Source organism: Nocardiopsis endophytica (assembly GCF_027706725.1).
GTDB lineage: Bacteria > Actinomycetota > Actinomycetes > Streptosporangiales > Streptosporangiaceae > Nocardiopsis_A > Nocardiopsis_A endophytica.
The window spans coordinates 22682-47089 of the sequence record NZ_JAQFWQ010000004.1; the positions used below are offsets into that span (position 1 = coordinate 22682).

Annotated in this window: 17 protein-coding genes; 12 read left to right on the forward strand and 5 right to left on the reverse strand. The window is 70.7% G+C overall.

The features are described 5' to 3' along the window. Positions 1-7 precede the first annotated feature (7 nt). Complete coding sequence (locus O4J56_RS02220; protein ID WP_270683351.1) at positions 8-5686, forward strand: TcpE family conjugal transfer membrane protein; 5679 nt, start codon at positions 8-10, stop codon at positions 5684-5686. A 98-nt stretch (positions 5687-5784) separates the two neighbouring features. On the opposite strand, the gene O4J56_RS02225 is transcribed toward O4J56_RS02220, so the two are convergent. Continuing rightward, positions 5785-6786, reverse strand: a complete 1002-nt coding sequence (locus O4J56_RS02225) for a hypothetical protein (RefSeq protein ID WP_270683352.1) — start codon at positions 6784-6786, stop codon at positions 5785-5787. Positions 6787-7076: 290 nt separating this feature from the next. Here O4J56_RS02225 and O4J56_RS02230 point away from each other — a divergent pair, with 290 nt between their 5' ends. The 5 genes from O4J56_RS02230 to O4J56_RS02250 all read left to right on the forward strand — a co-directional run bounded on the left by O4J56_RS02230 (position 7077) and on the right by O4J56_RS02250 (position 14797). Continuing rightward, a complete protein-coding gene (locus O4J56_RS02230) occupies positions 7077-9635 on the forward strand; it encodes an ATP-binding protein (RefSeq protein ID WP_270683353.1) in 2559 nt (852 codons plus the stop codon). A gap of 134 nt (positions 9636-9769) precedes the next feature. Beyond that, the gene (locus tag O4J56_RS02235) at positions 9770-12070 is read left to right on the forward strand and encodes a type IV secretion system protein (protein WP_270683354.1); all 2301 of its coding nucleotides are present in this window, start codon (positions 9770-9772) and stop codon (positions 12068-12070) included. A 61-nt stretch (positions 12071-12131) separates the two neighbouring features. Beyond that, positions 12132-12791, forward strand: coding sequence for a hypothetical protein (locus tag O4J56_RS02240; protein ID WP_270683355.1), 660 nt, complete (start codon positions 12132-12134; stop codon positions 12789-12791). 54 nt (positions 12792-12845) lie between these two features. Then, positions 12846-14015: a C40 family peptidase gene (locus tag O4J56_RS02245; RefSeq protein WP_270683356.1), complete on the forward strand. Its 1170-nt coding sequence runs from the start codon at positions 12846-12848 to the stop codon at positions 14013-14015. Between the two features lie 14 nt (positions 14016-14029). Continuing rightward, on the forward strand, positions 14030-14797 hold the full coding sequence (locus O4J56_RS02250; protein ID WP_270683357.1) for a hypothetical protein: 768 nt from the start codon (positions 14030-14032) through the stop codon (positions 14795-14797). On the opposite strand, the gene O4J56_RS02255 is transcribed toward O4J56_RS02250, so the two are convergent. Both O4J56_RS02255 and O4J56_RS02260 read right to left on the reverse strand, forming a co-directional pair. Further along, on the reverse strand, positions 14780-14998 hold the full coding sequence (locus O4J56_RS02255; protein ID WP_270683358.1) for a DUF397 domain-containing protein: 219 nt from the start codon (positions 14996-14998) through the stop codon (positions 14780-14782). The genes O4J56_RS02250 and O4J56_RS02255 overlap by 18 nt on opposite strands. Further along, positions 14995-15873: a helix-turn-helix domain-containing protein gene (locus O4J56_RS02260; protein ID WP_270683359.1), complete on the reverse strand. Its 879-nt coding sequence runs from the start codon at positions 15871-15873 to the stop codon at positions 14995-14997. The genes O4J56_RS02255 and O4J56_RS02260 overlap by 4 nt, the downstream gene beginning before the upstream one ends. 171 nt (positions 15874-16044) lie before the next feature. On the opposite strand from O4J56_RS02260, the gene O4J56_RS02265 reads away from it, so the two are divergent. The 4 genes from O4J56_RS02265 to O4J56_RS02280 all read left to right on the forward strand — a co-directional run bounded on the left by O4J56_RS02265 (position 16045) and on the right by O4J56_RS02280 (position 20285). After that, positions 16045-16419, forward strand: a complete 375-nt coding sequence (locus tag O4J56_RS02265; RefSeq protein WP_270683360.1) for a hypothetical protein — start codon at positions 16045-16047, stop codon at positions 16417-16419. 1015 nt (positions 16420-17434) lie between these two features. After that, positions 17435-18754, forward strand: coding sequence for an AAA family ATPase (locus O4J56_RS02270; RefSeq protein WP_270683361.1), 1320 nt, complete (start codon positions 17435-17437; stop codon positions 18752-18754). Further along, a complete protein-coding gene (locus O4J56_RS02275) occupies positions 18751-19554 on the forward strand; it encodes an RloB family protein (protein ID WP_270683362.1) in 804 nt (267 codons plus the stop codon). Before O4J56_RS02270 ends, O4J56_RS02275 begins: the two co-directional genes overlap by 4 nt. A gap of 164 nt (positions 19555-19718) precedes the next feature. Beyond that, entirely contained in the window at positions 19719-20285 is a 567-nt protein-coding gene (locus tag O4J56_RS02280; RefSeq protein WP_270683363.1) for a cupin domain-containing protein, read from the forward strand. Between the two features lie 135 nt (positions 20286-20420). Here O4J56_RS02280 and O4J56_RS02285 read toward each other — a convergent pair whose 3' ends face one another. Continuing rightward, positions 20421-20804, reverse strand: coding sequence for a hypothetical protein (locus O4J56_RS02285; protein WP_270683364.1), 384 nt, complete (start codon positions 20802-20804; stop codon positions 20421-20423). 825 nt (positions 20805-21629) lie between these two features. Between O4J56_RS02285 and O4J56_RS02290 the strand changes: the two genes are divergently transcribed. Further along, positions 21630-21824, forward strand: a complete 195-nt coding sequence (locus O4J56_RS02290; protein WP_051061699.1) for a hypothetical protein — start codon at positions 21630-21632, stop codon at positions 21822-21824. A 267-nt stretch (positions 21825-22091) separates the two neighbouring features. Here the strand turns inward: O4J56_RS02290 and O4J56_RS02295 are convergent, their stop codons facing one another. Next, on the reverse strand, positions 22092-22748 hold the full coding sequence (locus O4J56_RS02295; protein WP_270683365.1) for an ArsR/SmtB family transcription factor: 657 nt from the start codon (positions 22746-22748) through the stop codon (positions 22092-22094). Between the two features lie 157 nt (positions 22749-22905). Here O4J56_RS02295 and O4J56_RS02300 point away from each other — a divergent pair, with 157 nt between their 5' ends. After that, positions 22906-24396: an alpha/beta hydrolase family protein gene (locus O4J56_RS02300; RefSeq protein ID WP_270683366.1), complete on the forward strand. Its 1491-nt coding sequence runs from the start codon at positions 22906-22908 to the stop codon at positions 24394-24396. Positions 24397-24408 lie beyond the last annotated feature (12 nt).

Here is a 24408-nt window from a genome sequence, read left to right on the forward strand (position 1 = left end):
CCAGCGGATGGACCTGCCCACGTACACCAACATCTGGCGTATCGAGAAGCGGCTGTACAAGCTGTACGACTTCCGGCTGCCGCAGCCCCTCTCGGTCGTCACGCTGGGTGTGTTCCTGGGCGTCCTCGCCGTGTGGACCCTCCTGATGAGCCTGCTGAACGTCCCGCTGAGGACGCCCTGGCACGTGCTGTGGATCGTGCCGCCCCTCATCATCACCTTCCTGGCCACCCGGCCGGTGATCGAGGGGAAGCGGCTCACCGAGCTGCTGCTGTCGCAGATCCGCTTCCTGGCCGAGGCCCGGGTCTACACCCGGCTCGCCCCCGAGCACGAGCCGGCCGAGGTCCGGGTCGAGGTGCGCGTGTGGCACCGCGACCCGGACCTCCCGCTGCCGGACGTCTCCAAGTCCCGCAAGGCGAAGGGCGCCGCGAAGCGGCGCGGAGGGCTGCGCGAACCGGCCGTCGGCGCCGCCGGGCCCGAGCCGCTGAGGCTGGCACCGGCCCCTGAGGAGGCCGAGGTCACCGGGCTCCCGGCCCAGACGGTGCAGGAGGAGGCGCCGGGCGAACGCGTGGCGGCGGTGGCCGCCCCGGAGAGGTCCCGGGGCAAACGCGCGCCCGAGCCGCTCAATCTCGACCGCGACAGGCCCGCCCCCGAGCCCCTCTCCTGGGCCGCCTCCGACGCCGTCCGTCCAACCGTTCGTCCGACCGCCCGTCCGCCGGAGCCCGAGGAGGAGCCGCAGGAGGCGCTGCACAAGGCACCGCACCAGGCGCCGCACGAGGCTCCTGTGCCGGAATCGGGCGAAGAGCCCGCCGAGGTTCCTACCGCCCGCGTGCCGGACCGCCCCAAGGGAAGGCCCGAGCGCGAGGCCGGAGCGGCGCGCGCCGCGGAGCCCGGCGTCGTCGACGAGGCCCCCGAGCCCGAACCGCTCCCCGAGGCGCCCGAGCCCGAGCCCCTGCCGGCCGAGCCGGTGCGCTCCCAGCCGCCGAGGCTCGCCTTCCCCGAGCCCGACCGCGTCGAGCCCGCCGCCGCCCCCGCCCGCACCCGTGACCGCGCCCGTGACCGCGCGACCGCCGCGAGCGCCGGACCGGCGCCGGCCCCCAAGCGCGGACTCGGCGTCAAGGTGCTGAACTACTTCGGGTTCGCGCTGAACAAGGCGCAGCCGCAGGAGCCCCGGGAGGCGTCCGAGGACGCCTTCGAGCAGGAGGCCGAGGGCTCGCTCACCCGGCCCACCTCCCTGGAGCGGGGGGAGGCGGCGGACCGCGCCCGCGAGCGCGACGAACTGCGCCGGGAGAACGAGGAGTGGCTCAACGCCTACCGCTCCTCGGGCGCTTCGGCGGCCGACCCGGAGGAGCAGTTCGACGAGGTCTATGACCCGGGCGGCAGGGAGAACGCCGCGGCCGCCGGGGAGGCCGGGAACAGGCCCGACAAGCAGGCCCGCCGCCGCGCCGAGGAGATGATGGCGGCACCGGCGCCTGAGGAGCCGCACGCCGCCCCGCCCGTGGACGAGGGCGTTCGCGTGATCGAGCCCGCCCCTGGGACGGCCGAAGAGGCGGTGTCGGCCGAAGGCGTGGCCGACCTCCCGGTCGAGCGCGACGAGAGCGCCCACCGGCGCCTGCGGGGCCGGATCCAGGGCAAGCAGGTGGAGCGCCGCCTCGCGCGTGAGCGTGAGCGCGTGGAGCCCCTGCTGCCCCGGCTGCAGGCGCAGGCGACCGGCGCCCCCGCGACGCCGGAGGAGGCCGCCCAGCAGGCGGTCGGCGAGACGGACGAGGAGCGCGGCCGCCGCCCGCACGCGGCGCCGTGGGAGCTGCCGGGGCACGGCGGCCAGAAGCGCGCTGAGGACCGTACCCGGGACGGCGCCGAGGCCGCCCCGCAGGCGGAATCGGCGGCGCAGGCCGAGGCGGCACCGCAGAAGGGGGAAGCGTCGCAGAAGGGGGCGGCGAGCGCCAAGAGCGCTCAGGAGGAGCGCCTGGAGGTGCTCGACCGCCACCTGGAGCGCCTGGAGGAACAGGAGCGTGCGGCGGACCCCGTTCCGCCGCAGCCCCGCTTCGCCGAGTCCGAGGACATCGAGCGCACCAAGCGCCGTCGTGAGGGCTGGTTCACCGAGGAGCGCGCGGAGCGCCCGGTTCAGGACGAGGTCCGCAAGGCCGAGGCGCCGACCGAGCCGGTTCCCGCCGAGCCGGTCTCCGAGGCCGCCGCCGCGGAGTCGGCTGAGTCGGCCCCTGCCGAGGCGGGAGTCCCGGAGGCACCGTCACCGGAGGCGGGCCCGAAGAAGTCGCACAAGCCCGGACTTCAGCTCGACCACGGCACGGGCGAGCACGAGAGCTTCACCGCGACGGCGGAGGGGCCGCGCGACGCGGAGGAGTCGGCGAAGCCGGTCCGCGACGCCGCGTCGGAGCCGGTCCCGAACGCCACGCCGAAGCCGGCCACCGAGCTCGACCACGGGACCGGTGAGCACGAGAGCTACGCCGCCACCGCCGGGGCCGACGACGCCTCGCCTGAGGCGGCCTTCGATGCCGCCCCCGAGGCGGCTGCGGCCGGTACCCGCGCCGAGGCTCCGTCCAAGCCCGGTACCGAGCTGGACCACGGCACGGGGGAGCACGAGAGCTACGCGGCCACCGCCGGGCCGTCCGTCGACGAGCATGGCGCCAAGGGGGCCCGGTCGTCCGATCGGTCGTCCGAGCCGCCCCGGCCTTCGGCGGAGGAGCACGCGCCCACGGACGCGGCGACGGACGCGGCCACCGAGCAGGAGCCGAAGGCCGCCTCCGAGGACGACGCCGACGCCCGCCCCGAGCAGGGGGAGGAAGCGGCGCCGGAGCCGTCGAAGCCCGTGATGCAGCTCGACCACGGCACCGGCGAACACGAGAGCTACGGCTACGCGGCGGCGCCCCCTTGGCCGGGCGTCGCGGACCGGTCCGAAGCCTCCGCCGCGCACGCGTCGGAGCACGGGCACGACAGTGTGGTGTTTGTGGACACCGGGTCGAGCGAAGCCGAAGCGGGTGCGCCCGAGGAGCGTGCCGCCTCCACGGCACCATCGACGCCGTCCGCATCCTCCGCGCCCTCAACACCGTCCGCGCAGTCCGAGGGACGGCCTTCCGATGAGTCCACGGCCCAGGAGGGCGTGGCCACGGCTTCCGAGGCGCCGGAGTCTTCGGACGGCCAGGCAGCGCAGGCCGCCGAAGGCGGTCGGTCCGGAGCCGGGGCCGGGGCAGCGGAGGCACCTGTCGGCGAAGCTGCGGTGTTCGAGGCGTCGGAGCGCGCCGAAAGCCCGGCTGCCCGGGCCGCGGAAAGCGGTCGGCCCGAGGCCGGGTCCGGGGCAACAGACGACAGGGTTCGGGACCTGCCGGAGTCGGCCGGTGGGCACGCGGCGGCGAACGCCCCAGCCGATGGGGCCGCAACTTCTCAGCCGTCGGAGTCTTCGGAGGGCCAGGCCGCACAGGCCGCCGAGGACGGTCAGTCCGGAGCGGAGTCCAAGGCAGGCTCCCCGGAGGAGGACAGCAAGGCGGGGGACCTGCCGGAGTCGGCCGCCGCCCGCCCGGTGGCGGACGCCTCCGTCGGCGGGGCCGCGGCTTCCGGGGCCTTGGATTCCGCCGATGGCTCAGACGCGCACGCTGCCGGTGCTGTCGGAGCCGGTACGCCCAGTGCCGAGCCCGAGGCACCCGGCACACCCAAGGCATCCGAGGAACAGGACGGCGAGGTTCGGAGCCTCGCGGAGTCGGCGGGTGCCCGCTCGGCGCCGGACGCCCGCGAAGCGGACGTTCCCGTCGACGAAGCCAACGCCGACGAAGCCACCGCAGACGAAGCCGCCGCCGAGGATCAGGCATCGTCGGCCGCCGACGCGACCGGCGAGTCGAACTCCGACGGCGCGGATGCGGCTCCGGCCGTTTCGCACGGTGCCGTCTCCGAAACAGCGACCGCCGTCGGCTCCGACAGAGCAGAACCGGCAGAGGCGGGCAAGAACGAGGACGGCGTAGCCGAGGCTCCGGCCCCGAAGGCCGCCGAGAGCCCCGAACCCGCGAAGCCGACCCCGGCCCCGTCCCCGGCCCCGCCCTCTCCGGCGCCCGTGAAGCCCGTCACCGAGCTGGACCACGGCACCGGCGAGCACGAGAGCTACGCCGCCACCGCCCGGCCGGACGAGGAACCGCACCGCGCCACCGACGACGACCTGACCGCCGCGGAGGAGGCCGCGCTCCGCGCGCGCCAGACGGCGTCCCGCCGCCCCGCTCAGGAGTCGGCCGCGCGCGCGGAGTCCTCCCCGTCCTCCCGGCGCTCCCCGTCCCCCGAGTCCAACGACATTCTTGAACGGTCGCGGCGGCTCTCGCGCTCCATGCGCAGCAACCCGACGGGCTCCCAGCGCGCGGTGCCCCACGAGCCCAAGCACACCTCCCGAGGCACCGACCGGGACACCGGCCGGAGCACCGACTCCCGGGCCGCCGACCCGGCGGAGAGCCCCGCCGAGCGCTCCGCTGAGCACTCCGCCGGGCGCTCCGCCGAGACCCGCCAGGCCCCTGAGTCAGGCACGGCACAGCCCGGCGACGGCGTCTTCAGCAAGGTCGCCGAGAACGCCCGCCGCCTCAACAACCTCTTCGGCCAGGACGGCGACCGCGGCAAGGGCGCCTCCGAGCCCGGAACCGGCTCCGGCGAGGTCGTCGAACTCGCCCCCGACGGCTCCGGGACCGGCACCGCCTCCGACCCCGACTCCGACGACAAGCCCGAGCTCCAGCTCGACCACGGCACCGGCGAGCAGCGGCGTCTCAGCCCCGCCGACCGGGCCCGCGCCGCCGCCGAGGCGGCCGGGACCGACACCGGCGCCACCCGTGGCTGGCGGCGCCTGGCCCGCGTCGTCACCGGCGGCTCCAACGCGCCCAAGCACGAGCTGCCCGCCGGGGACGTCGCCCGCCTCCGCATGGACATCGGCGGCCCGCGCAGCGTGGTCGTGCTCGGCTGCACCGGCGGCGCCGGGCAGACGATCACCTCGCTCATGCTCGGCCACACCCTGGCGTCCTACCGGGACGAGCGGATCGTCGCCGTCGACGTGAACCCGGGCGTCAACGGCCTGTCGCGCAGGATCAGCAGCGAGACCCCGGAGACGCTCACCTCCCTGCTCGCCAACGCCGAATCGGTCGACGGGTACGCGGACATGCGCCGGTACACCACCCAGACCGGCACCGGCCTGGAGGTCGTCTCCACCCTCGACGACCCCTACGTCCAGACCCTCGACGACCGCGACTACGCGGGCCTGGCCGAGCTGCTCTCGGCCCACTACGAGGTGGCCCTGCTCGACCCGGCCGCCACCGGGGTGGCGCGCGCGCTGCCCACCGCCGACGGGCTGGTCCTGGTGGCCCCGGCGAGCGCGGACGCCGCGCGCTCGGTCGCCATGACCTTCGAATGGCTGGACGGGCACGGGTACGCGGCGCTGCGGTCCCGCTCGGTCGTGGTCATCAACGGGGTCAGCAAGCGCAGCCTCGGCGACGTCGACGAGGCCGAGCAGGTGGCCCGCGGGCGCTGCCGCGCCATCGTGCGCGTCCCCTGGGACGACCACATCGCCCAGGGCAGGCTCGGGGACACCGGGAACCTGCGCTCCAGCACCCGGCGCGCCCACGCGGCGCTCGGCGGGGTGCTGATGCACGCCGTGTCCCCGGCGGGGCAGCAGCCGCCGAACAACCGCGCCCCGTCGGAGGCCCGCCGATGACCCGCGCAACGACCACCACCCCCCTCCTCGTTGATCTCGGGAAAAACGCCCCTAAAACCGCACTTGTAGCGTCGTTTCTCCCGAGATCAACATGGGGGTTAGTACGTGTAGGGGAGTCGGCGCTCAGCGGCACGGCGGGGTGGCGAGGCGCTCCCAGCCGCCTCGCGAATATGGCGCAGGCGTTCAGCGGTCTCGCGTTGGAGGCGCGCCGCGTGCCGAGGGTGATGGTCGCTGACCACGGCCCCTCGGAGGCGCAGCTGGGTCTTCACGTCGGCTATCGCCGATGGCAGCACGGTGGGACGGGTCTTCGAGGTCACGATGTAGAGCCGGACGCCTTGGTCCCGGATGAGCTGCCAGCGCTCGACGTCCTCGTGTCTGCGTTCCTTGTGCACGTCGCCGTCGTATTCGATGGCCACGAGGGTTCTCCCTTCATCGAACGCGTAGCACAGGTCCAACCGCGCGCGTCGCGTCCCGCCCGTGCCAATGGCGATCTCGTACTGCAGCTCCGGCACGGGGAGCCCCGCTCCGACCAGGTCCATCAGCAAGCGCGACTCCTCTGGCGAGTCCACTTCCGGGTGGGCGAACTCGGCAGCGGCGGCCGCCCTCCGAACGCCGCGCCAGCGGTAGAAACGTTCACGCGCGACATAGGCACGAAATTCCTCGGGGCTGAACGGCGCTCCGCGGGTCCGTCGTCCTTCCCGGCCGACCGAGAGCATGGCGTTCAGCGCCGCCACGTTCTCGCGCAGGTCACCGGGGCTGGGTTCCCACCGGTCGGGCGCTTTCAGTCTCGACAGATCGAAAGCGGTGCGCAGAGGTGCGGTTGCGGGGATACCGAATACCAGGGTGGTGTCCTCGCCAAGCAGCTCGGCGTGGGCGACCCTCACAGGAAGGTCGCGGATGCGGATCGGATGCACCTGGGCATCGCGGGGTGCGATTACGGCAACGGGGTCGCCGTCGCGCCGGTAGTCGGCACCGTGAAGCGCGGCGGCGGCAGAGCCTCCGACCACGGCGCCCGGAGGCAACACCAGCGCGAGTGCGCGAAGCGCTGTGCGCAGGGATTCCGGCTGAGTGGACGCATGTGTGTAGATGCCGCTTCCCATTCGCGTCCAGCAAGGGGAACGAAGGCGACGAGCGGTGATGAGCCCCCTGTCGATCGCTTCGCGTGCGCGGAAGGGGCCGTTGAGCAAGGCGGGAGGCGCGTCAGGGTGTCTGGGCATGTGAACACCCTCCGCCCTCTACGCTCCGCATGGGCGCTATCCACAGCCCCAACCACCCTCCTGCTCGTTGATCTCGGGAAAAACGACGCTACAAGCGCGGTTTTAGGGGCGTTTTTCCCGAGATCAACGAGGGAGGGCGTAGGCGTGACGACCAGCAACCGGGAGGGGCACCGATGAACGGCAGCAGGGGCGGCAGCCGCCTCGCGGTCCGGTACTTCGACGACCGCGTCCTGCTCAGCGACGCCGAGGCGTGGGCCTACTTCCGCCTCCCGACGGTCTCCTACGAGTTCACCACGCCGGAGGAGCGCGAGGCCCTCGCCAACAACATCACCATCGCCCTCGCCGCGATCCGGATGGACGACGCGGAGGTGCACCTGCGCATCGCGCACCGCACCTACCCCGCGGCCCAGTGGGCGACCCGCCTGGACGGCACCTCCGACTCCGGCGCCGGGTGGTACGAGTACCTCGACGAGATGTACCGCCACGTGTGGGCCAAGGACTTCTGGACCAAGGAGGTCTACCTGGGCGTGCGCCTGGGCCTGCGGGGCGGCGTCCGCGGCCAGCTCTCCCAGGGGATGTTCGCGCAGCTGGTCGGGGCCTACCAGCGCTCGGAGCAGGCGCTCGGCATCGAGGACCCGGCGATCGACGCCAAGGAGATCGCGCGCTGGACCGAGCAGTCCGAACGCCTGGGGCGCGCGCTGTCGGCCAGCTCCCTGCACGCCAAGCACGCGACCGCGAACCAGATCGCCTGGCTCTTCAGGCACGCCGTCACCGGGACCGTAGAGGAGCCCCGGCCGTCGGCGGCGGGGCGGCGCACGTGGGGGCGCGGCGAGATCGAGCAGCTGGTGGAGGGCGTCATCCACAACGGGCGCTCCATGCTGCGCCTGGAGCAGAACATCGGGGACACCTACGTCGCCTACCTGTCGTTCTCCCGGTTCCCCGACCTCATGCCCTTCCCGGAGGGCGAACCGTGGATGCACTACGCGGACGCGCTCCCGTTCCCGGTCGAGATCAGCTCCCGGATGAAGCTGATCCCGCCCGCCAAGGCGAGCAAGGACGTCAGCCGCAAGCTCGCCCACGCGCGCGACATGGACGCCCACATCCGCGAGGCGGGGGCGGACATGCCGATCGCCCTCGCCGAGCAGATCGACGCCGCCCGGATGCTGGAGCACGGCATCACCAAGGAGCGGCTGCCGTTCGTGTACGGGTGGCACCGGCTGATGGTGTCGGCGCCGACCGAGGAGCTGCTGGTGCAGCGCATCGAGGCGGTCGTCGAGCACTACCGGGACATCGGCATCGACGTGGTGAACTCGACCGGTGACCAGCTCTCGCTGTTCAACGAGTCGCTGCCGGGGGATCGGATCCGCCTCAGCGCCTACGCCCAGCGCCAGCCCCTGCGGACCATCGCCGGGGGCATGCCGACCGCCACCGTCGACCTGGGCGACCGCCGCGACCCCAGCCAGGGGGGCGGGGGATGGACCGGCCCCTACATCGGCGAGACGCTGGGGCGGGCCCGGTCCATCGTGCACTTCGACCCGATGGTGGCGGCGGCGCGCAACCGGCCCACCGCCATCGCCATCACCGGCGAGCCGGGCGGCGGCAAGACGACGCTCGCGCTGCTTCTCATCTACCAGCTGGCGCTGCGCGGGGTGACCGTCGCGGCGATCGACCCCAAGGGCGACGCGGAGTCGCTGGTGCGGCTGCTCCAGCGGCGGGGGCGCAAGGCGCGCATCATGTCCCTGGAGTCGGCGCAGCCCGGGCTGCTGGACCCGTTCGCGTTCGGGGACGACCTGCCGGCCAAGAAGACCATGGCGACCGAGACGCTGAGGCTGCTGCTGCCCCGCATGAGCGAGGAGCGCGAGTCCGCCATGATCCAGGCGGTGGCCGCCGTCGCCAACCAGCCCGAGCCGAGCCTGGCGAAGGTCGTGCAGTACCTGGAGCGGTCGCACGACCCGGCGTCGCGCAACCTGGGCGCGGTGCTGCAGTCCATGTCGGAGATGCGGCTGGCGAACCTGTGCTTCTCGCCCCAGGGGGACGCGCAGGTGGACTCGGAGGGGTGGACGACGGTCTTCACCCTCGGGGGCCTGACGCTGCCCGACTCGACCATCCAGCGCGAGGACTACTCCTACGAGCAGCGGTTGAGCGTCGCGCTGCTGTACCTGGTGAGCCAGTTCGCCCGTGAGCTGATGAACGGGCTCGACCGGCACCTCCCCAAGGCGATCTTCCTGGACGAGGCGTGGGCGGTGACCTCCACCCCCGAGGGCGCCAAGCTGGTGCCCGAGGTGAGCCGCATGGGCCGCTCGCGCAACACCGCGCTGATCCTCGTCAGCCAGAACGCCGGCGACCTGCTGAACGAGCAGGTGACCAACTGTCTGTCCAGTGTGTTCGCGTTCCGTTCGAGTGAGCGGTACGAGGTGGAGAGCGTCATGTCGCTCCTCGGGGTGGAGTCCGAGGAGGAGCACATGGGGATGCTCAGGAACCTCGGCAACGGTGAATGCATCTTCCGCGACCTGGACGGACGGGCGGGGCGCATCGCCGTGGACCTGGTGTCGGAGGAGCTGCTGCGGTGGCTGGACACCAACCCGACACGGCAGCACCCGGACGAGGAGGACACCGAGGTCTTCGAGGGTGCGGAGGCCTTGGTGGGCACGGGTGGCATGGGCGGTACCGGCGGTATGGGTGGTACCGGCGGTATGGGCGGCACCGGCAGGGGCAACGGGCAGGAACGGTGAACATGCGGCTGGGGCGCGGACGACGGCATGGTCCAGGGATCGGTGAGCAGGAAGAGCGCGCGGAGGAGCCGATGAGGGGGGCGAGTGGAGCGGGAGGGGCGCGCGCACGTCCCGGGCTCCGCCGGTCGCTGTCGATGGCGCTGCTGGTGATGGCGTTCCTGCTGGTGCCGCTGGGGTCGGCGCAGGCGGCGCCTGTGTGTCCCGGAGAGCCGGCGCCTCAGCCGGAGGCCGCGGGGAGCGGATCGGACGGCCTCCTCGTTCCACCCCAGTCCCAGTCGTCGATCGTCGGCTCCGAGGACGGTCTTCCGCCGGACGCGAGCATCTACGGCCAGTACGGGACGGCGGGCCAGCAGTGGCACGTCATCCGCGAGTCGTGTGTGGACAAGATGTCGTCCAGCGCGATGGCGACGCTCAGCAACACGACATGGTCCCTGTCGAAGACCATCAACCAGTCGACGATCACGGTCTACCAGGCGGCGACGTCGGACGGTCTGCTCAACGACTTCAATGCCATGGTCACGGGTGTAATCACCCAGCTCCGCGAGGGGATCTGGCGCCCGCTCCTGCCCACGGTGATCATCCTCGGGGCGGTGTGGCTCGGCTGGTACGGCCTGGTCCGCAAGCGTGTGACCCTGACCGTCGAAAGTACGATCTGGATGGTCCTCGCGACCGCTCTGGGCCTTTGGATCCTGGTGCAGCCCCAGCAGATCCTCAACATGGCGAGCGGGGTTGTGAACTCGGGGACCCAACTCGTCAACTCGGCGGTCTCCAGGGTGTCCGTGGGGGCCGGGAGCACGGCGTGCCCCGCTGGTGCGGAACCCGTGCAGCAGGCCGAGTGGGAGTCGGACAGTGATTTCGCGGTCCGCCAGAACTCGAACATGCTGTGGAGCAGTCTGGTCTGCCAGCCGTGGATCGCTGGGACCTTCGGGAACGGCACTGTGGCTGAGGACGCGGCCGAGTTTTATGCGGTCGATGTTCTTGAATCTCAGGGAATCAGCCGAGTCGAGCAGCAGCAGATCGCCGATGGTGACGCCGACGCAGAGGAACTGATCGCCGATAAGGAGGCTCAGTACAAGGACATCGCTTCTCAGCTGCAGGAGTCCCATCCCGGCGTCTATCCGCTCTTCGCCGGTGATCAGCAGGGCGATCGACTCGGTGTGGCCGTGCTCGCCCTCTTCGCCGCGATCTTCGCCGGTGGACTGATCCTCGCCGGGTCGGTGGCGCTGATCGTGTTGAAGATCGGGTTCCTGCTCCTACTCCTGCTGGCGCCCGTGTTCCTCTTGATCGGTGTGCACCCGGGGTATGGGCGGACGGTCCTGCTCAGGTGGCTGGAAATGATGTTCGGCCTCCTCCTCAAGCAGATCTTCGTGGTGATGCTGATCGCGCTCCTGGTGATGTGCTACGGCATCATCATGGGCTCCGGCCTCGGCTGGGGGCTCCAGATGATCCTGCTGGCGCTCTTCACACTCGCGCTCTTCATTTACCGCAAGCCCTTCGCGCACCTGTTCGCCTCGGTCAACGCCAACACCTTCACGTCGCGGATGGTCAGCGACGCCATGCAGAGCCGCACGCTGAGCCAGAGCGCGAACGTGCTGCCGCCGGTGGCCTACATGCGTGCGCAGAAGTGGGGCCTCAAGCGTGCACCCCAGCTCGCCGCTGCCGCCGCTGCGGTTCCGGCAGCGGGCGCCGGTGCAGGCGGCGACCAACCGGACGCCGGCGGCCGGGGGACCGCACAGGGCACACCGGAACAGGCGGAAGGGGAAGGCAGCGCTGTGCGCGGCGAGGGCCGCCGGGTCCGCGGAAGCGCAGGCTACGGCCGTGCGCACGGCAAGTCGGGGCCGCCACCGCTCAAGCTCGGCCAGACGGCGGGCAAGGAGCCTTCGGCGTCGACACCGTCCGCGCCTCCGCCCAAGAGCGCCGACCAGGCGCCGAGCCTCGGCGGGGTCGCCGCGCACAGCGGGGGAGTGGGCTCCGGATCCGGGAGCCGGGAGAGCGGCTCCGGGCCGATCCCGCCCCGTCCGGCGGGCGGTTACCGGGGCACCGGCGACACGGGCTGGGCGTCCGTCTTCGGTACGGGGAGCGGTAGCGGCCAGCGTTCGGGGGCGGGAGGCGACTCCCGCGCGGCGGAGCCTCCGCCGAGGGGCGAGCCCTCGCCGACGAGCGGTTCCGGCATCTTCAAGGGGCGGGAGGCCACCCCGCCGCAGGGCAACGTGAACAGGGGCTCCCGCTGGGGCGGCCCCCGAGCCCGGAGGGAGCGCCCCGCGCCTCCGCGTCAGGCCGCGCCGCCCGCCTCGAACGGGTCGAAGGAAGGCGGGCACTGGTTCAAGTCCGGCGACCGGGACCCGGACCGGCCGATCAGCCCCTTCTGGACAGGCACAGGGGCGCAGCGGCGTCCGGACAAGGACGTCCCGTTCTGGCTGAAGGACGGTGACTGATGGCCGGGCGGACTCGCGCCGGAACCCCCCTCTCGAACGGTGACCAGAGGAAACCCCAGTCATGCCCAGGACACTGACCGATCGGCAGCAGCGAGTCGTCTTTGGCGCCCTCGTCGTCGTTTTGGTCGCCTTCGGTATCTATCTGAGCATCGGAGGCTTCGGCGGGGGCGACGAGCAGGACGCGGACGGCCAAGGGCCGCAGGCCGGGGGAGGCCAGGAGGACAGGGCGGATACGGGTGCACCTGCGACGGCGGCGCCCAGCCCGATTCCGACGACGGACGTGCAGGACGTTCAGGTCCTCGATCTGCTTCCGCTCGAAGAGGATGAGCTGAAGGCGGCCGCTGCGACCGCTCAGGGGTTCGCCGAGGCCTACGGGACCATCGACTACACCGGCACTCGCGAAGCGTACTTCGCCTCCCTGGAGGAACTGGCGGCTCCGGACTACGCCGAGACGCTGGCGCAGAGCTCCGGGGCTGGCGCTCTCTGGGACGAGATGGCGGAGAAGGAGACGACGGCGGAGGGACGCGCCGAAGTCGAGTCGATCCGGAGTTTCAGCGAGAACTCGGTCGTCTTCGTGGTGACGGCGCAGTCCATCGTTCAGAACTCGGACGGAGCGGACGAGAACCTCGGCGATTACGCAGTGACGGTGCAGAAGGAAGGCGGGCAGTGGGAGGTCTACGACCTCCAGCCCGCCGATGCGGGAAACCTGGGTGGGGGATGACCTCGCCCGACGTGACCTTGTCGCATGCGATGACCCCTCTCGGCAGGTGAGCGAATGATCTCCCTCTTCGTCGGATGGCCGCGGGACGATTCCGGGGCCGGCGCCACACGGCTGGCCATCGCCGTCGGGTTCCTGATGGCCGGGGCGCTGGTCATGGTCCTTGTCGTGCTTCCGCTGGCCATCCTTCAACCTGCGGGGTACATGGCGGTGCAAGGGCTCCAATGCTCGTCCGATCCCAATGCCCAGCAGGCTCAGAGCAGTGGGTACGCCGAGGACTCGATTCCTGAGAACTACCTGGAGCTCTATAAGGAGTGGGGAGAGAAGAAGGGGATTCCCTGGAACATCCTCGCGGGCATCGGCCAGGTGGAGAGTAAGCACGGACGCTGGGAGGGTCCCGGCATCACCGAGGGGCACAACGACTGGGGTGCCGCCGGGCCCATGCAGTTCGGCGCTCTGGACGGATCGGCCGCCGGTAACAGCTGGGGCGGTGAGCCGATCATGGACGCCGACGACCGTCCGGAGCAGGGCTATGGTCAGGACGGCAATGAGGACGGCGTGGTCAGCGTCTACGACCCTGAGGACGCGATCCCGGCGGCAGCCGATTATCTGATCGCCAATGGGATCAAGGACGACGTTCGGCAGGCGATCTACTCGTACAACCACGCCTGGTGGTACGTGGACGACGTCATGGGGTGGGCCGATCAGTACTCTGCTGGCGACTTCGACACCAGCGGGTCGATCGATACCGCGGTGAACTGCACGGTCGACGACCAGGGGGCGCCGATCGGACAGGCGCCGGACGAGGCTTCGCAGGCCGTGGTGGATTGGGCGTTGGCCCAGCGAGGGAAGCCGTATCTGTATGGGGGGACGGGGCCGGACGCGTTCGATTGCTCGGGGCTGCTGATGAAGGCGTACGAGAGCATCGGGGTGTCGATCCCCAGGATCTCGCAGGACCAGTGGAAGTTCGGTCCGAAGATCGAGCAGGGCGAAGAACAGCCCGGAGACCTCGTGTTCTTCGATGTGAGCCGTTCGAATGAGCCGCCCGGACCGGGGCACGTCGGCATGGTGATCGGGGACGGGCTGATGGTGGAGGCCTGGTGCACCGACTGCGGGCCGATCGCGACGCGTGAGTATGATGACCCGAGCCGTGCGGACATCCTCGGCTTTACACGGCCGCTGGAGCACCCGGACGTGAAGGCGCAGTTGGAGCAGCAGAACCCCTAGGCGAGGGTCAGACTATGGCCGAGAAGGCAACGGCGAGCAGGGCGGCGAAGAAGGGGCTCCACGGGTGGAAGGCGTTTCTCGTCGTCTTTGTCTCGGGGACCCTGGCCGCGTTCCTCGTGATGGGCGTCATCGTCGGGACCCTGCGCCTCTTCGTCTCCACCGTCACCGGCGGAGGGGAGGAGGAACCCCCATCGGCGGGTGGCGGCGCTGTCACTCAGCAGACAGGGGAGCCCATGCCCTCGATGCCTCCGGGGAAGCTCGACATCTGCAGCCGGACCCTTCCGAGTATCTCCGCAGTCGGCTTGGAGCGCCTGGACGGGGACGAGGATTTCCATGATGATGCGTTCGATGGCGGCGGAAGTGAACGCATCGTCCGAGACGAATGTGAATGGAAGCTCACGCCGGAGTACGCGTCCACAGATCGTTGGGACCTCACTTTCTCCTACGAGGCCATCTTGGCGTCCGGAAACGGCGAGAGCAGGGAAGAACGCGCAGATGCCCTGTACAACGACTGGCGTTCCGGCGCATCCGCAGAGGTCGGCGAAGTCCTGGAGGAGGGGGACGAAGACATCTCGGATAGTGCGTATGTCGTCTACGGGGAAGGTGAAGGGGACAGCACGGCTTTCGTTCTGGTGGGGCGCGTGCGCAGTGCCGTCTATCAGATGTCGCTGAAGGCGCCCACAGGGGGAGAGGGGGAAGTCCCCCGGGGGGCTTTCGAGAACGAGACGGAGAAGCTCGTTGAGAGGCTCGATGTTGCTTTCGGGCTAAGGATTCCCGAGTGAGCGGCACGCTTGTAGAAGCGCGACCCATTCGTCGGGGCGGAGTGAAAGGGTGCATCTCTCCCTGTTCACTGAGTCCCTGAAGTGAACGATGACGGGTCTCAGGTGTGCATCATTCGTCACGGTCGCGCTGGCTTCTAGGCACTCCTGTCCTTTGTCGCTGCTGTAGCTGCTCTTCTTCCACTGAGCATCGGGGAAGATCATTGTTCGACCTCTAGCGCCCTTTCGACATTCTTCTTTGCTGTGTTGACGAGGAACGCGTGTGCCTCGGTTCCTGTGAGGCAGCCGGACCACGTCAGCTCGAACACATCATTGTAGTCTCTGACTTCGTCCATCTCTTCGAGGAAGATTCCGTTGTGGGCGTTGTCGATGAAGACGGCGCTGTCGTCATGCGTGCCCGGGAAGTCCAGGATGACGAACTGGCCGGTCAGCGCAGCGTGAGCGCCGTGACTATCGGGGATGATCCCGATCTCGATCGCTCCGTCCTGCTGGAGTCGAGTCAAGTGGAGTGCCTGTTCGGCCATCATCTCTGGCGAGCCGATGCACTTGTTCAGTGCGGCTTGGTCGATGATGACCTGCACCTTTGGGCGATCACCGCGTTCAAGGAGTGCCTTCCGCGCCGATCGGGCCTCCAGGCGGCGTTGGATCTCGGCCTCGTCCTGGATACGCCCGACCCGCATGATCGCTTCCGAGTACGCGGGGGTCTGGAGGAGGCCGGGGACGAGCATCCCGCTGTAGAAGCGCAGTTGAGTGGCCTGTGCCTCCAGGCTCACATATGAGCCTGGACCGAGCACGTCCTTGTAGTGGGACCACCAGCCTCGTGCGCTGGCGACCTTGACCAAGGCGACCAGTGCGTCCACGTGGCGCCGGTCGGCGACACCGTAGTACTCGGCCAGGCTCCGGACATCCGCCTCGCGGAGGCGTTTCCATTCCCCGCGTTCGAGGCGGTGCACCTTGGTCCGGTGCCATCCCATGGCGTCCGCGGCCTCGTAGGAGGTCCTTCCGGCCTGCTCACGCATCTTCTTGAGCTCAGCCGAAACCCGGCGGTGCCGCACGGTCTGGGCAGACGGGTCACTCATGGTCGTCCTTCCGTGAACTGGGGCTAGGGAGATCATAGAGCCCCGGAGCGGAACAGAACTCCCTCATGACTTTGAAGAAGCGCTTGCAACTTGCTCATGAGTAAGTACTCTCTGAGTGAGAGGCCGACTACACGACGCACAGTCGGCCCCTGCACCTCAGGTGGTGACCTCATGCCCGTATCCGTCTACACCGGCTCGCCCCTCCACCCGCTCTTCGCTCTCGCCAAGGAGCTCGAAGCGCGCGGTCTCGGCGCGGCCGTCGACACCTCCATCTCCGTCGTCGACGCCTACGTCCTCGACCCCGACGGCGGTGACTCCGCCCGGCTCCGCGGCTGCCCGTTCGCCTTCCGGCGAGCGGTCCTCCGCGCCGATGCCCACTCCGCTCGCCCGTGGTGGTGGCTCCTCTGGCCCGGCCAGCGCTTCGAGCGCGAGATCGCCGAGCCCGAGATGACCCGCCTCCTCCCCGTCGAGGAGTACGCCGACCTCGCCCGTCGTATCGCCTCCATCCTCGCGGCCACCCCCACCCCGCCCCCGCGGGACGACTGACCGCCCCGGACGCGCTCCGCCCGGACGGAGGGGGCCGGGCGGAGCGCCCCACACGCCATCGCCGCCACCCCTCACGGCCCCCTCCAGGGTCCGCCCCCAGACGGCCACATCCGCTCCCCAGCACGTCGACGGTCGCCCACGTCGGCGCTCCCCCTGATCGCTCCACTCGGAGGCCCCCATGAACAACGACAACCCGGCCACCCCCACCCCACCGCTAGCATCCCTGTCGGCGCCCACCCCACCGACGACCGCCCCACCGCCCGCCGCCAGCCGAGTCCGCCTGGTCCTCTCCCGGGGCCACGGGCAGCGCTTCAGCCACGCCCGGTCGGCCCCATCCCCGACGCCCGAGCCACCGCCCCGGCCCCAGCCCCGAATCGATGGGCCGCCCCTGCTCCGCTCGCCCCACGCCCGTGCGAGCCACGACGTCCCAGAGGCCGAACTCCCGCCCTGGCTCCTCGAAACCGCCCGCCAGCTCAGCCCGGAGGCCCGCGCGACCGCCCCGACCCTCGGCGACGTCCGTACCACCCACGCCGACAGACGCGCCCGCAGAGCCGAATCCGGCGCCCTGGACCTGCGCCACCTCCCGGCGTCCGGAAGGCCGACCGCGCGGCCTGAACAACCCGCGCCGCCCCCACCACCCACGCCGCCCGCACCGTCCCGTCCACCCGGCACCTCGCGCCCACCCGGCCGCCCCCGCCCGGTCGGCGCACCACCGGCCCGCACCGCGAAGGCGGACCGTCGGCGTTGGCGCCGGCGCGCTCCCGCCCCCTACCCGCCCCACCGCACCAGCGGCGAATGGATGCTGTTCTCCGCCTGGGAGGCCCTGCCCTACTCCTGCACGGTCGTCGCCGTCGTCCTCCTCGCCCGCCTCCTCGGCCTCTTCGGCTGAAGGCCCGGGGTTTTTCGTCACGTGGTTGTTGGTGACGTAAAGTTGTCAAAGGCGCTCTCGTGCAGCTCGTCTGTATGAGAACGCGCCTGACGCAGGCTCATCGGGCGTCGAAGGAGGAGGTGGGGCATGCTGCTCCGATTCCGGACCGCCAACCATCGCTCGATCCGTGACGAGCAGACGCTGTCCCTCGTCGGAACCGAGTTCAACGAAGGGACGGCCAGGCCGACACCCCTTCGCTCGAAGGGCAGGCCGGTCAGCGCGCTTCCGGTCGTGGGCCTCTTCGGAGCCAACGCCTCGGGCAAGTCGAATGTGGTCAGCGCTCTGACCTTCATGCAGCAGGCCGTGACAGGCTCATTCGCGGATTGGGCCCGGCACCCTGACCGCGTCCCCCGCTGGCCGTTCAAACTCGATCGCGAGTCCCGAGAGCAGACGTCACTCTTCGAAATCGACTTGCTGCTCGGGGAGCCTGGCACGAGGTACACATACGGCTTCGAGGTCTCCGACGAGCGCATCGAGGCCGAGTGGCTGCACGCCTATCCCCACGGCAAGCGCAATGTGTGGTTCGACCGGGACGCTGAGCGTGGAGAAGACGGCGGCGACGAGTACGTCTTCCGTGGGGCGGGCTTCAAGGGCAAACGCGATGCGATCGTGGACATGACCCGGCCCAACGCGCTGTTCCTCTCAACTGGCGCTGCGCTGAACGATCCCCAGCTCAGCCCCCTGCTCCGCTGGTTCACGGACAGGCTTGAGCAGATGCAGTCCGGGCTGCACGAAAACATCTTGGGAGGCGGGCCCACCGTAAGGATGTTGGCTGATGGAGGTAAATCCCGGCGAGAAGAGATCGAACGCCTGCTCGCCGTCGCCGACCTCGGTATCACCGGGGTCAAGCTGGAGCCTTGGTTCCCCACCCTAGAAGGGGAAGAGGGAGGGCCGCAGCGCGTCGCCCATGGACTGGCGAGGGTCAGATTCCAGCACAAGGGAGCCGACGGGGACGTGTCACTGCACTACCGTCGCGAGGAGTCGCAGGGCACGCGCATCTGGTTCGACTTCCTCGGGCCGATGCTTCAAGCCTTGGACGAGGGGAACGTGCTCCTCGTCGATGAACTCGACTCCAGCCTCCACCCGACGCTCGCCGCCGAGGTCGTCCGCATCTTCCAGGACCCGGACTCCAACCCCCATGGTGCGCAGCTCATCTTCACCACGCACGACGTGTCGCTCCTGGGCAGTGCCGTGGTCGACCGGCCTCTCGACCGCGACCAGGTGTGGATCACTAGGAAGGGGGAGGACGGGGCCACCGAGCTCTACCCGGTCACCGACGCGAAGCCGCGCAAGGAGGAGAGCCTTGAACGTGGCTACCTGCGGGGGCGGTACGGGGGCGTGCCCCGGCTGACACCCGGCGAGATCGCGCGGGAGATCGCGCAGTCGGGGATGAGGCCGAGCGCGTGAGCAAGCGGGACAGGCGGCGCCGTCGGCGCAGCTCCATCGATGACGAGATCCCGCTCGGGCCTTCGGCGGCGTCCCGCGATCGCCAGGTCCGGGTGCTCTACGTCGCCGTCGAAGGGGCGGCGACCGAGCCGGACTACCTCATCCACCTCAACCACACGTTCGGCGACGGTGGTGACCGTGGTGACGGTCGTCGCCCCTTCCAGATCCACCCCATCAGCGACAGGAACGGCCTGCTGCCGAAGCAGGCCGTGGCCAAGGCGGCCGAGAAGGCGCGTGAGGGCGAGGAGGCATGGGTCCTGTTCGACAAGGACGGTGCCGATCGGGACGGCGACATCAGGGAGGCTCTGGCCGCGGCCTCCGATGTGCAGGTCGACGTCTGCCTCTCCCATCCTTCGTTCGACCTGTGGCTGCTCCTGCACTTCCAGCCCTTCTCAGGGGCGCAGAGCGGCAGCAGCAGGCACGTCGTTGACAAGCTGCGCGCGGCCAGAGGAGCCGAGGCCTTCAAGGATTACGACAAGCGCAACGACAAGAGCATCAAGGGGCGGAGGAGAGACGCCCTCCGTGGCCGCGAAGCCGCCGCCGTGGCCAATGCACGCGCGCTCGTGAATGCCTGTGAGCACGGCGGCTGCAAGGCCGGGAAGGCGCAGACCGGCCAGGTCGACCGCCGGCCGTCCGGCGAGCCAACGGCGAAGCGGGGGCGATGGGCGGCCCGCACCGGGCACGCGCCCGAGTGCGACCCGGTCAAGCGCGACCCGTCGACGGACGTCTGGAGGCTCTTGGTCTCGCTCGGCATCGTGTGATCGGCGCAGGGCGCGGAAAAACCGCTTCCCGTCTGTCACATCCGTGCCGGAGGATCCGTCAGTGAAGCGGAGCCGGGCGGGTAGCCGGGGGAGCGGCATCCTGCCGTGCCCTCGGGCCCAGGGCCCGACTCGGCGACGGACGTACGACCAGAGAGAAGCAGACCATGTCCTTTCCCGCTCCCGACTACCCCGGCGTCCTCCACGACAGCGACACGTGGGAGGTCAGCGCCACCTTCCGCCCGGCGGACACCCCTCCGGACCACACGTCGCCCGGCGGCGGGGAGTTCCACTACCTCTCCACGCGGCTGAGCACCGACGGCCTGTTCGGCCTCTACCAGAACCGGATGGGGCCGGCCATCGGCGGGACCAAGCCGCACTTCCACAAGACGATGTCGGAGGCGTTCTACATACTGTCCGGCGAGATCCACGTCTTCGACGGCGAGCGCTGGATGGATGCGGCCAAGGGCGACTACCTCTACATCCCGCCCGGCGGCATGCACTCGTTCGGCAACATCTCCGGCGAACCCACCGAGTTCCTGATGCTGTTCGCCCCCGGGGCGGGGCGGGAGGAGTACTTCGAGAAGCTCGGCGAGATCGGGAGCATGAGCGACGAGGAGCGGCGCCGCTTCCTCATCCGCCACGACAGCTGGTTCCCCGAGATGCCCGAGGGGCCCGGCAGGGATTCGTGGGAGAAGCGGGCCTCGCTGCGGAAGTCCTTCAAGACCCGCTGATCCGCCGGTGGACGGCGGCCGGAGGCCGCGGGAACGCGGGAAAGCGGCGCGGGGGCGTGCCTTTCCCGCGCACCACTGAGACCCGGGCGGGCTTCCCTGCGGGGACGGGGGAGCCCACCCGGGTTCGGCTTTCGATCACCGCCGTCGCCGCATCCAGAAGAAGATGCCGACGGCGGCGAGCCATACCGAGATGGCGGCGGCGGCCACGGCCGCGGCGGGCGCCTTCGTCAGGACGAGAAGGACGCCGATCCCCGCCGGCGGAATCGCGGTGGCCACCATGGTGACGAGCGTGGCCCCGGCCGCCTCCATGGGAGAGCCGGGGCCCGCCTCCCCTGAGATCGCTCCCCGTGCCGGTCCGACGCCGGCCTCCAGGGAGAAGCGGCAGGGGGTCCTGTCGAAGACGACGTCGGCGCGCGTGTTGGGGGAGTCGTCCGCGAGGCTGCGTTCCTCGATTTCGTCGGCCGGGTCCTCCTGGGCCTCATCAATGCGCTGTGGTGACTGCCCCCGGGGTTCACCCATAGGCGATGACCTCCAGAACCTGGTGGTGTGTATCGAGTTGTCAACGCGCATCCGGCGGCCGCTCGGTGCCGTTCGAGCCGCTCGGGCGCTCATGACGCATCAGCGCCGGGTATCCACGGCCGTCACGATAGCAGAAGAGAATCGTATAACAAGCGTCTGTCGCATGCGCATCTGATGCATGGTCAGCGCGAAAGGGAATGGATGACCGAAAAGCGGAGGAATCGCCGATCTTGGGTGGAAGGCGTCGCGCGGGCGCGCGGAGCGTCCTCCTGGGGAGCGGCGCGCAGCGGGAAAGGCGCAGGTTGAAAGCTTTCGCGAGAGCGAGGGTGATGGCTCGGCCCGGACCGGTGCCGCATGCCGACCGCGCACGTCAGTGCTGGGAGCCTTGACAATCGCCCGCCGGACAGGCATCCTCAATGAGTACGATCGATGCATGGATATAGGGGGTGGGATGCATCGCATGGCGATCTTCAGGTGGGACCTCGACTTACCCGTCGGCGCGCTCCAGCGCCGGTGCCCCGATCCCTTCCCGCGTGCGTCCGGTCCTGCCCGTCGACGCCGGCCGCGCCTCCAGGTCAGACCTGTCGCGTCGGCGTCACCTGTGCCGCATGCCCGGCCGAAGCCCACCCGTTCACCCGTGGCGCCTGAACGCCGTGCGCCGTCGCCGTGCCCGAACGGGCCGATGAACGGGCCGATGAACGGGCCGATCAAGATTGAGGTCGCGTGATGCCGCCCAACATCTCAAGTGCCGAATCGACAGACCTGTCCGGACAGCAGCAGAGCCGCGGTGGGGGATCCCGTCGTTCGGGGTCCGGATCCGCCCGTGTGACGGTGAACCTGACGGCCCGGTCGACCCAGGCCCTCGACACGACCGTCGCCGCGACGGGGGACACCCAGACCGACGTCATCAACCGCGCCATCCAGGTGTACGCCTACTTGGAGCAGGCGATGGCCCGCGGCGAGCTGATCTACCTGGAGGACCCCGAGAAGCAGATGCGCGAGCGACTGCGCTTCTTCTGAGCGTCCTTTGGGCCTTCTCTGAGCGCGGACGGATCCGCGTGGGAGGGCGATCCTCCGGTCGATTTCAGCGGTGGTGAGCGTATCGGGTATCCACAACCTCTGATGGCCATCGAAGCGGAATCGCCATCTCCATGAAAGCGCGGCACGGCCCCCCGCCGAACAGGGGCGGGAGGGGCGCGCCGACGAATCGATCGGGAGATGGTGCGGAGGAACACCGTGCGGCCTTGGGAGGGGTCACTCCCAAGGCCGCACGCGGCTTGAACAGGGCTAGTGCCCCTCGGAGCCGACTTCGCCTCCGCCCTCGGGCCCGTCTCTGTCCCCGCTCCCGTCCCCGCCCCCGTCTGCCTCCGGTCGCGCCGGAGCGGGGTACCCCAGGAAGTGCGTGAGGATGACGCGGGCCTCCGCCGGGGCCTCTTCCGGGGGCCGCTGGTACCGCTTGAGCAGGTCGATGTACTCCTCGAAGAACCGGGCCAGCTCCTCCGGGGTCACTGTGATCGCTCCCCGTGAGAAGGGGAAGGCGTCGGCCCAGGGGTCGGAGGGGTCCATGGCCCGCGACGCCTCCTGGAAGGCGGCGATGTCGCGGGAGAGCGTGTAGCCCGTCATCTCGTCCATGACGGCCCGGGTGGCGGGGTCCTGCTCGCTGCGCAGCGGGAACCGGAGGTCGTTGCGGGGGGCGCCCCACCACCGCTCCCGCCCGTGCGCCCCCTCGACGGAGACCTCCTCGACGAAGCCGTGGCGCGCGAGCTCGCGCAGGTGGTAGCTGGTCGCCCCCGTGTTCAGGTCCAGGGCGCGCGCCAGCATGGCCGAGGTCGCCGGCCCCTGCTCCGTCAGGTGCTGGATGATGTGCTGGCGCCTGGGGTGGGCGAAGGCCTTCAGGGCCGCGAGGTCGGTGATCTTGCGCGGAGCCGACGCGTCGTCATCCATGCGGCCACCGTAGTTGTGCACAGATGCCTGTGCAATGCGTGGCAGGCGGACGCTGCCGACCGGCCACCGTCGGCCAGTGTGCACAAATCTCCTTGCACAAGTTTCTGTGTACGAGTATCCCTGGAGGCGGAAGCCCCCCAGCCGAAGGGCCCGACCGATGCCTCGTGCCGCCCGCCGCTCCGCGACCCTGACCGCGCTCGTCCTGCTCCTCCTCGCAACGCTCCCCGCCCCCGCCACCGCCGCCGTCCCCTCCGCCGCCTCCGCAGGCCGCGGCCCGGGCGCGGCCGACGGGCCGTCCCGCTCCGGGGAGCTCGTCACCGAGGACGTCGTCTTCGAAGGCGGGGACCGGACCATGGGCGGGACCGTCATCGCGCCGGCCGGGGGCGGCACGGGCCTGCCCGCGATCGTGCTCGTGGCCGGGGCGGGCGAAGGGCTGCCGCGCGAGGTCTACCGGCCGCAGGCCGAGGCGTTCGCGCGCGCCGGGATCGTGACCCTGATCTACGACAAGCGCGGCCCGGACGACGGCTACTCCATGTTCGAGGCCTCCATCGCCGACCTGGCCGACGACGCGATCGCAGGCGTCCACCTGCTGGAAGAGCGCCCCGAGGTGGACCCGGACCGGGTCGGGGTGCACGGGCACAGCGAAGGCGGCTGGACGGTGGTCGAGGCCGCGGACCGCTCCCCGGCGGTGGACTTCGTGATCGCCGCGAACTCCAGCGCCCTGACACCGGAGCGCACCCAGGTGTGGATGAACCGGATGCAGCTCCGGCACGCCGGGGTGTCGGAGCCCCTGCGGACGCGGCTGGGGGAGACGCTGACCCGCCACATCGTGGCCGCCGACATGTTCCGACTGCACGGCCACGACCCCCGGCCCGCGCTTGAGCGGCTAGACCGGCCGTTCCTGGGGGTGGCCGCCGCCCTCGATTGGTCGACCCCGCCGGGGGAGACCCTCCGCATCTACGCGGACGCCCTCGCGCGCGGCGGCGACCCCCGCTCCACGCTGCGCGTCATCGACGGCGTGGGGCACAGCATGGAGCCCAGCGACGACGGATACGTCGAGGCGGAGGGCGACCCTGCCGCCTCCTTCCGCGACCTCTCACCCGAGTACGTCCGGACGGTCACCGAATGGGTGCACGGTCTGTCCGGCACCGCCGCCGCAGGAAGGGGGGACCCGCCTCCGGAGCAGGAGGAGGAAAGCGAATCGCTCGCGCCGCTGGCCGCGTACGAGTCGTCCGGCGTCCAGATCGCCGCGTTCGCCGTGCTCATGGCCGCGTTCGGGGGGTCCCTCCTCGTCGGCGCCTACTCCCGCCTGCGCGACCGGCCCCGGCTGCGCCCCGGCCGCCGGACCGCCGCGGCGCTGGGTCTGGTGGGCCTGGCCGTTCCCCCGCTCACCATCGGCTACCTCGGAATGATCATGATCAACGCCGGGACGACGCCGGGCCCGGTCGTCGCCGGGCACCCGCTGCCGTGGCTGGCACTGCAGCTGGCGACCCTGGGGGCCGCAGCGGGGGCGCTGACCTTGGTCGTCCGATGCCACCGAGCGCGCGCGTCCCTCGACACCCCCGCGAAGGTCCGCCTGGGCGCACTGCTCGCCGGGACCGCCGTCCTACTGCCCTGGGCCGCGTACTGGGGCCTGTTCACGGTCTGACGCCAGTGCGAG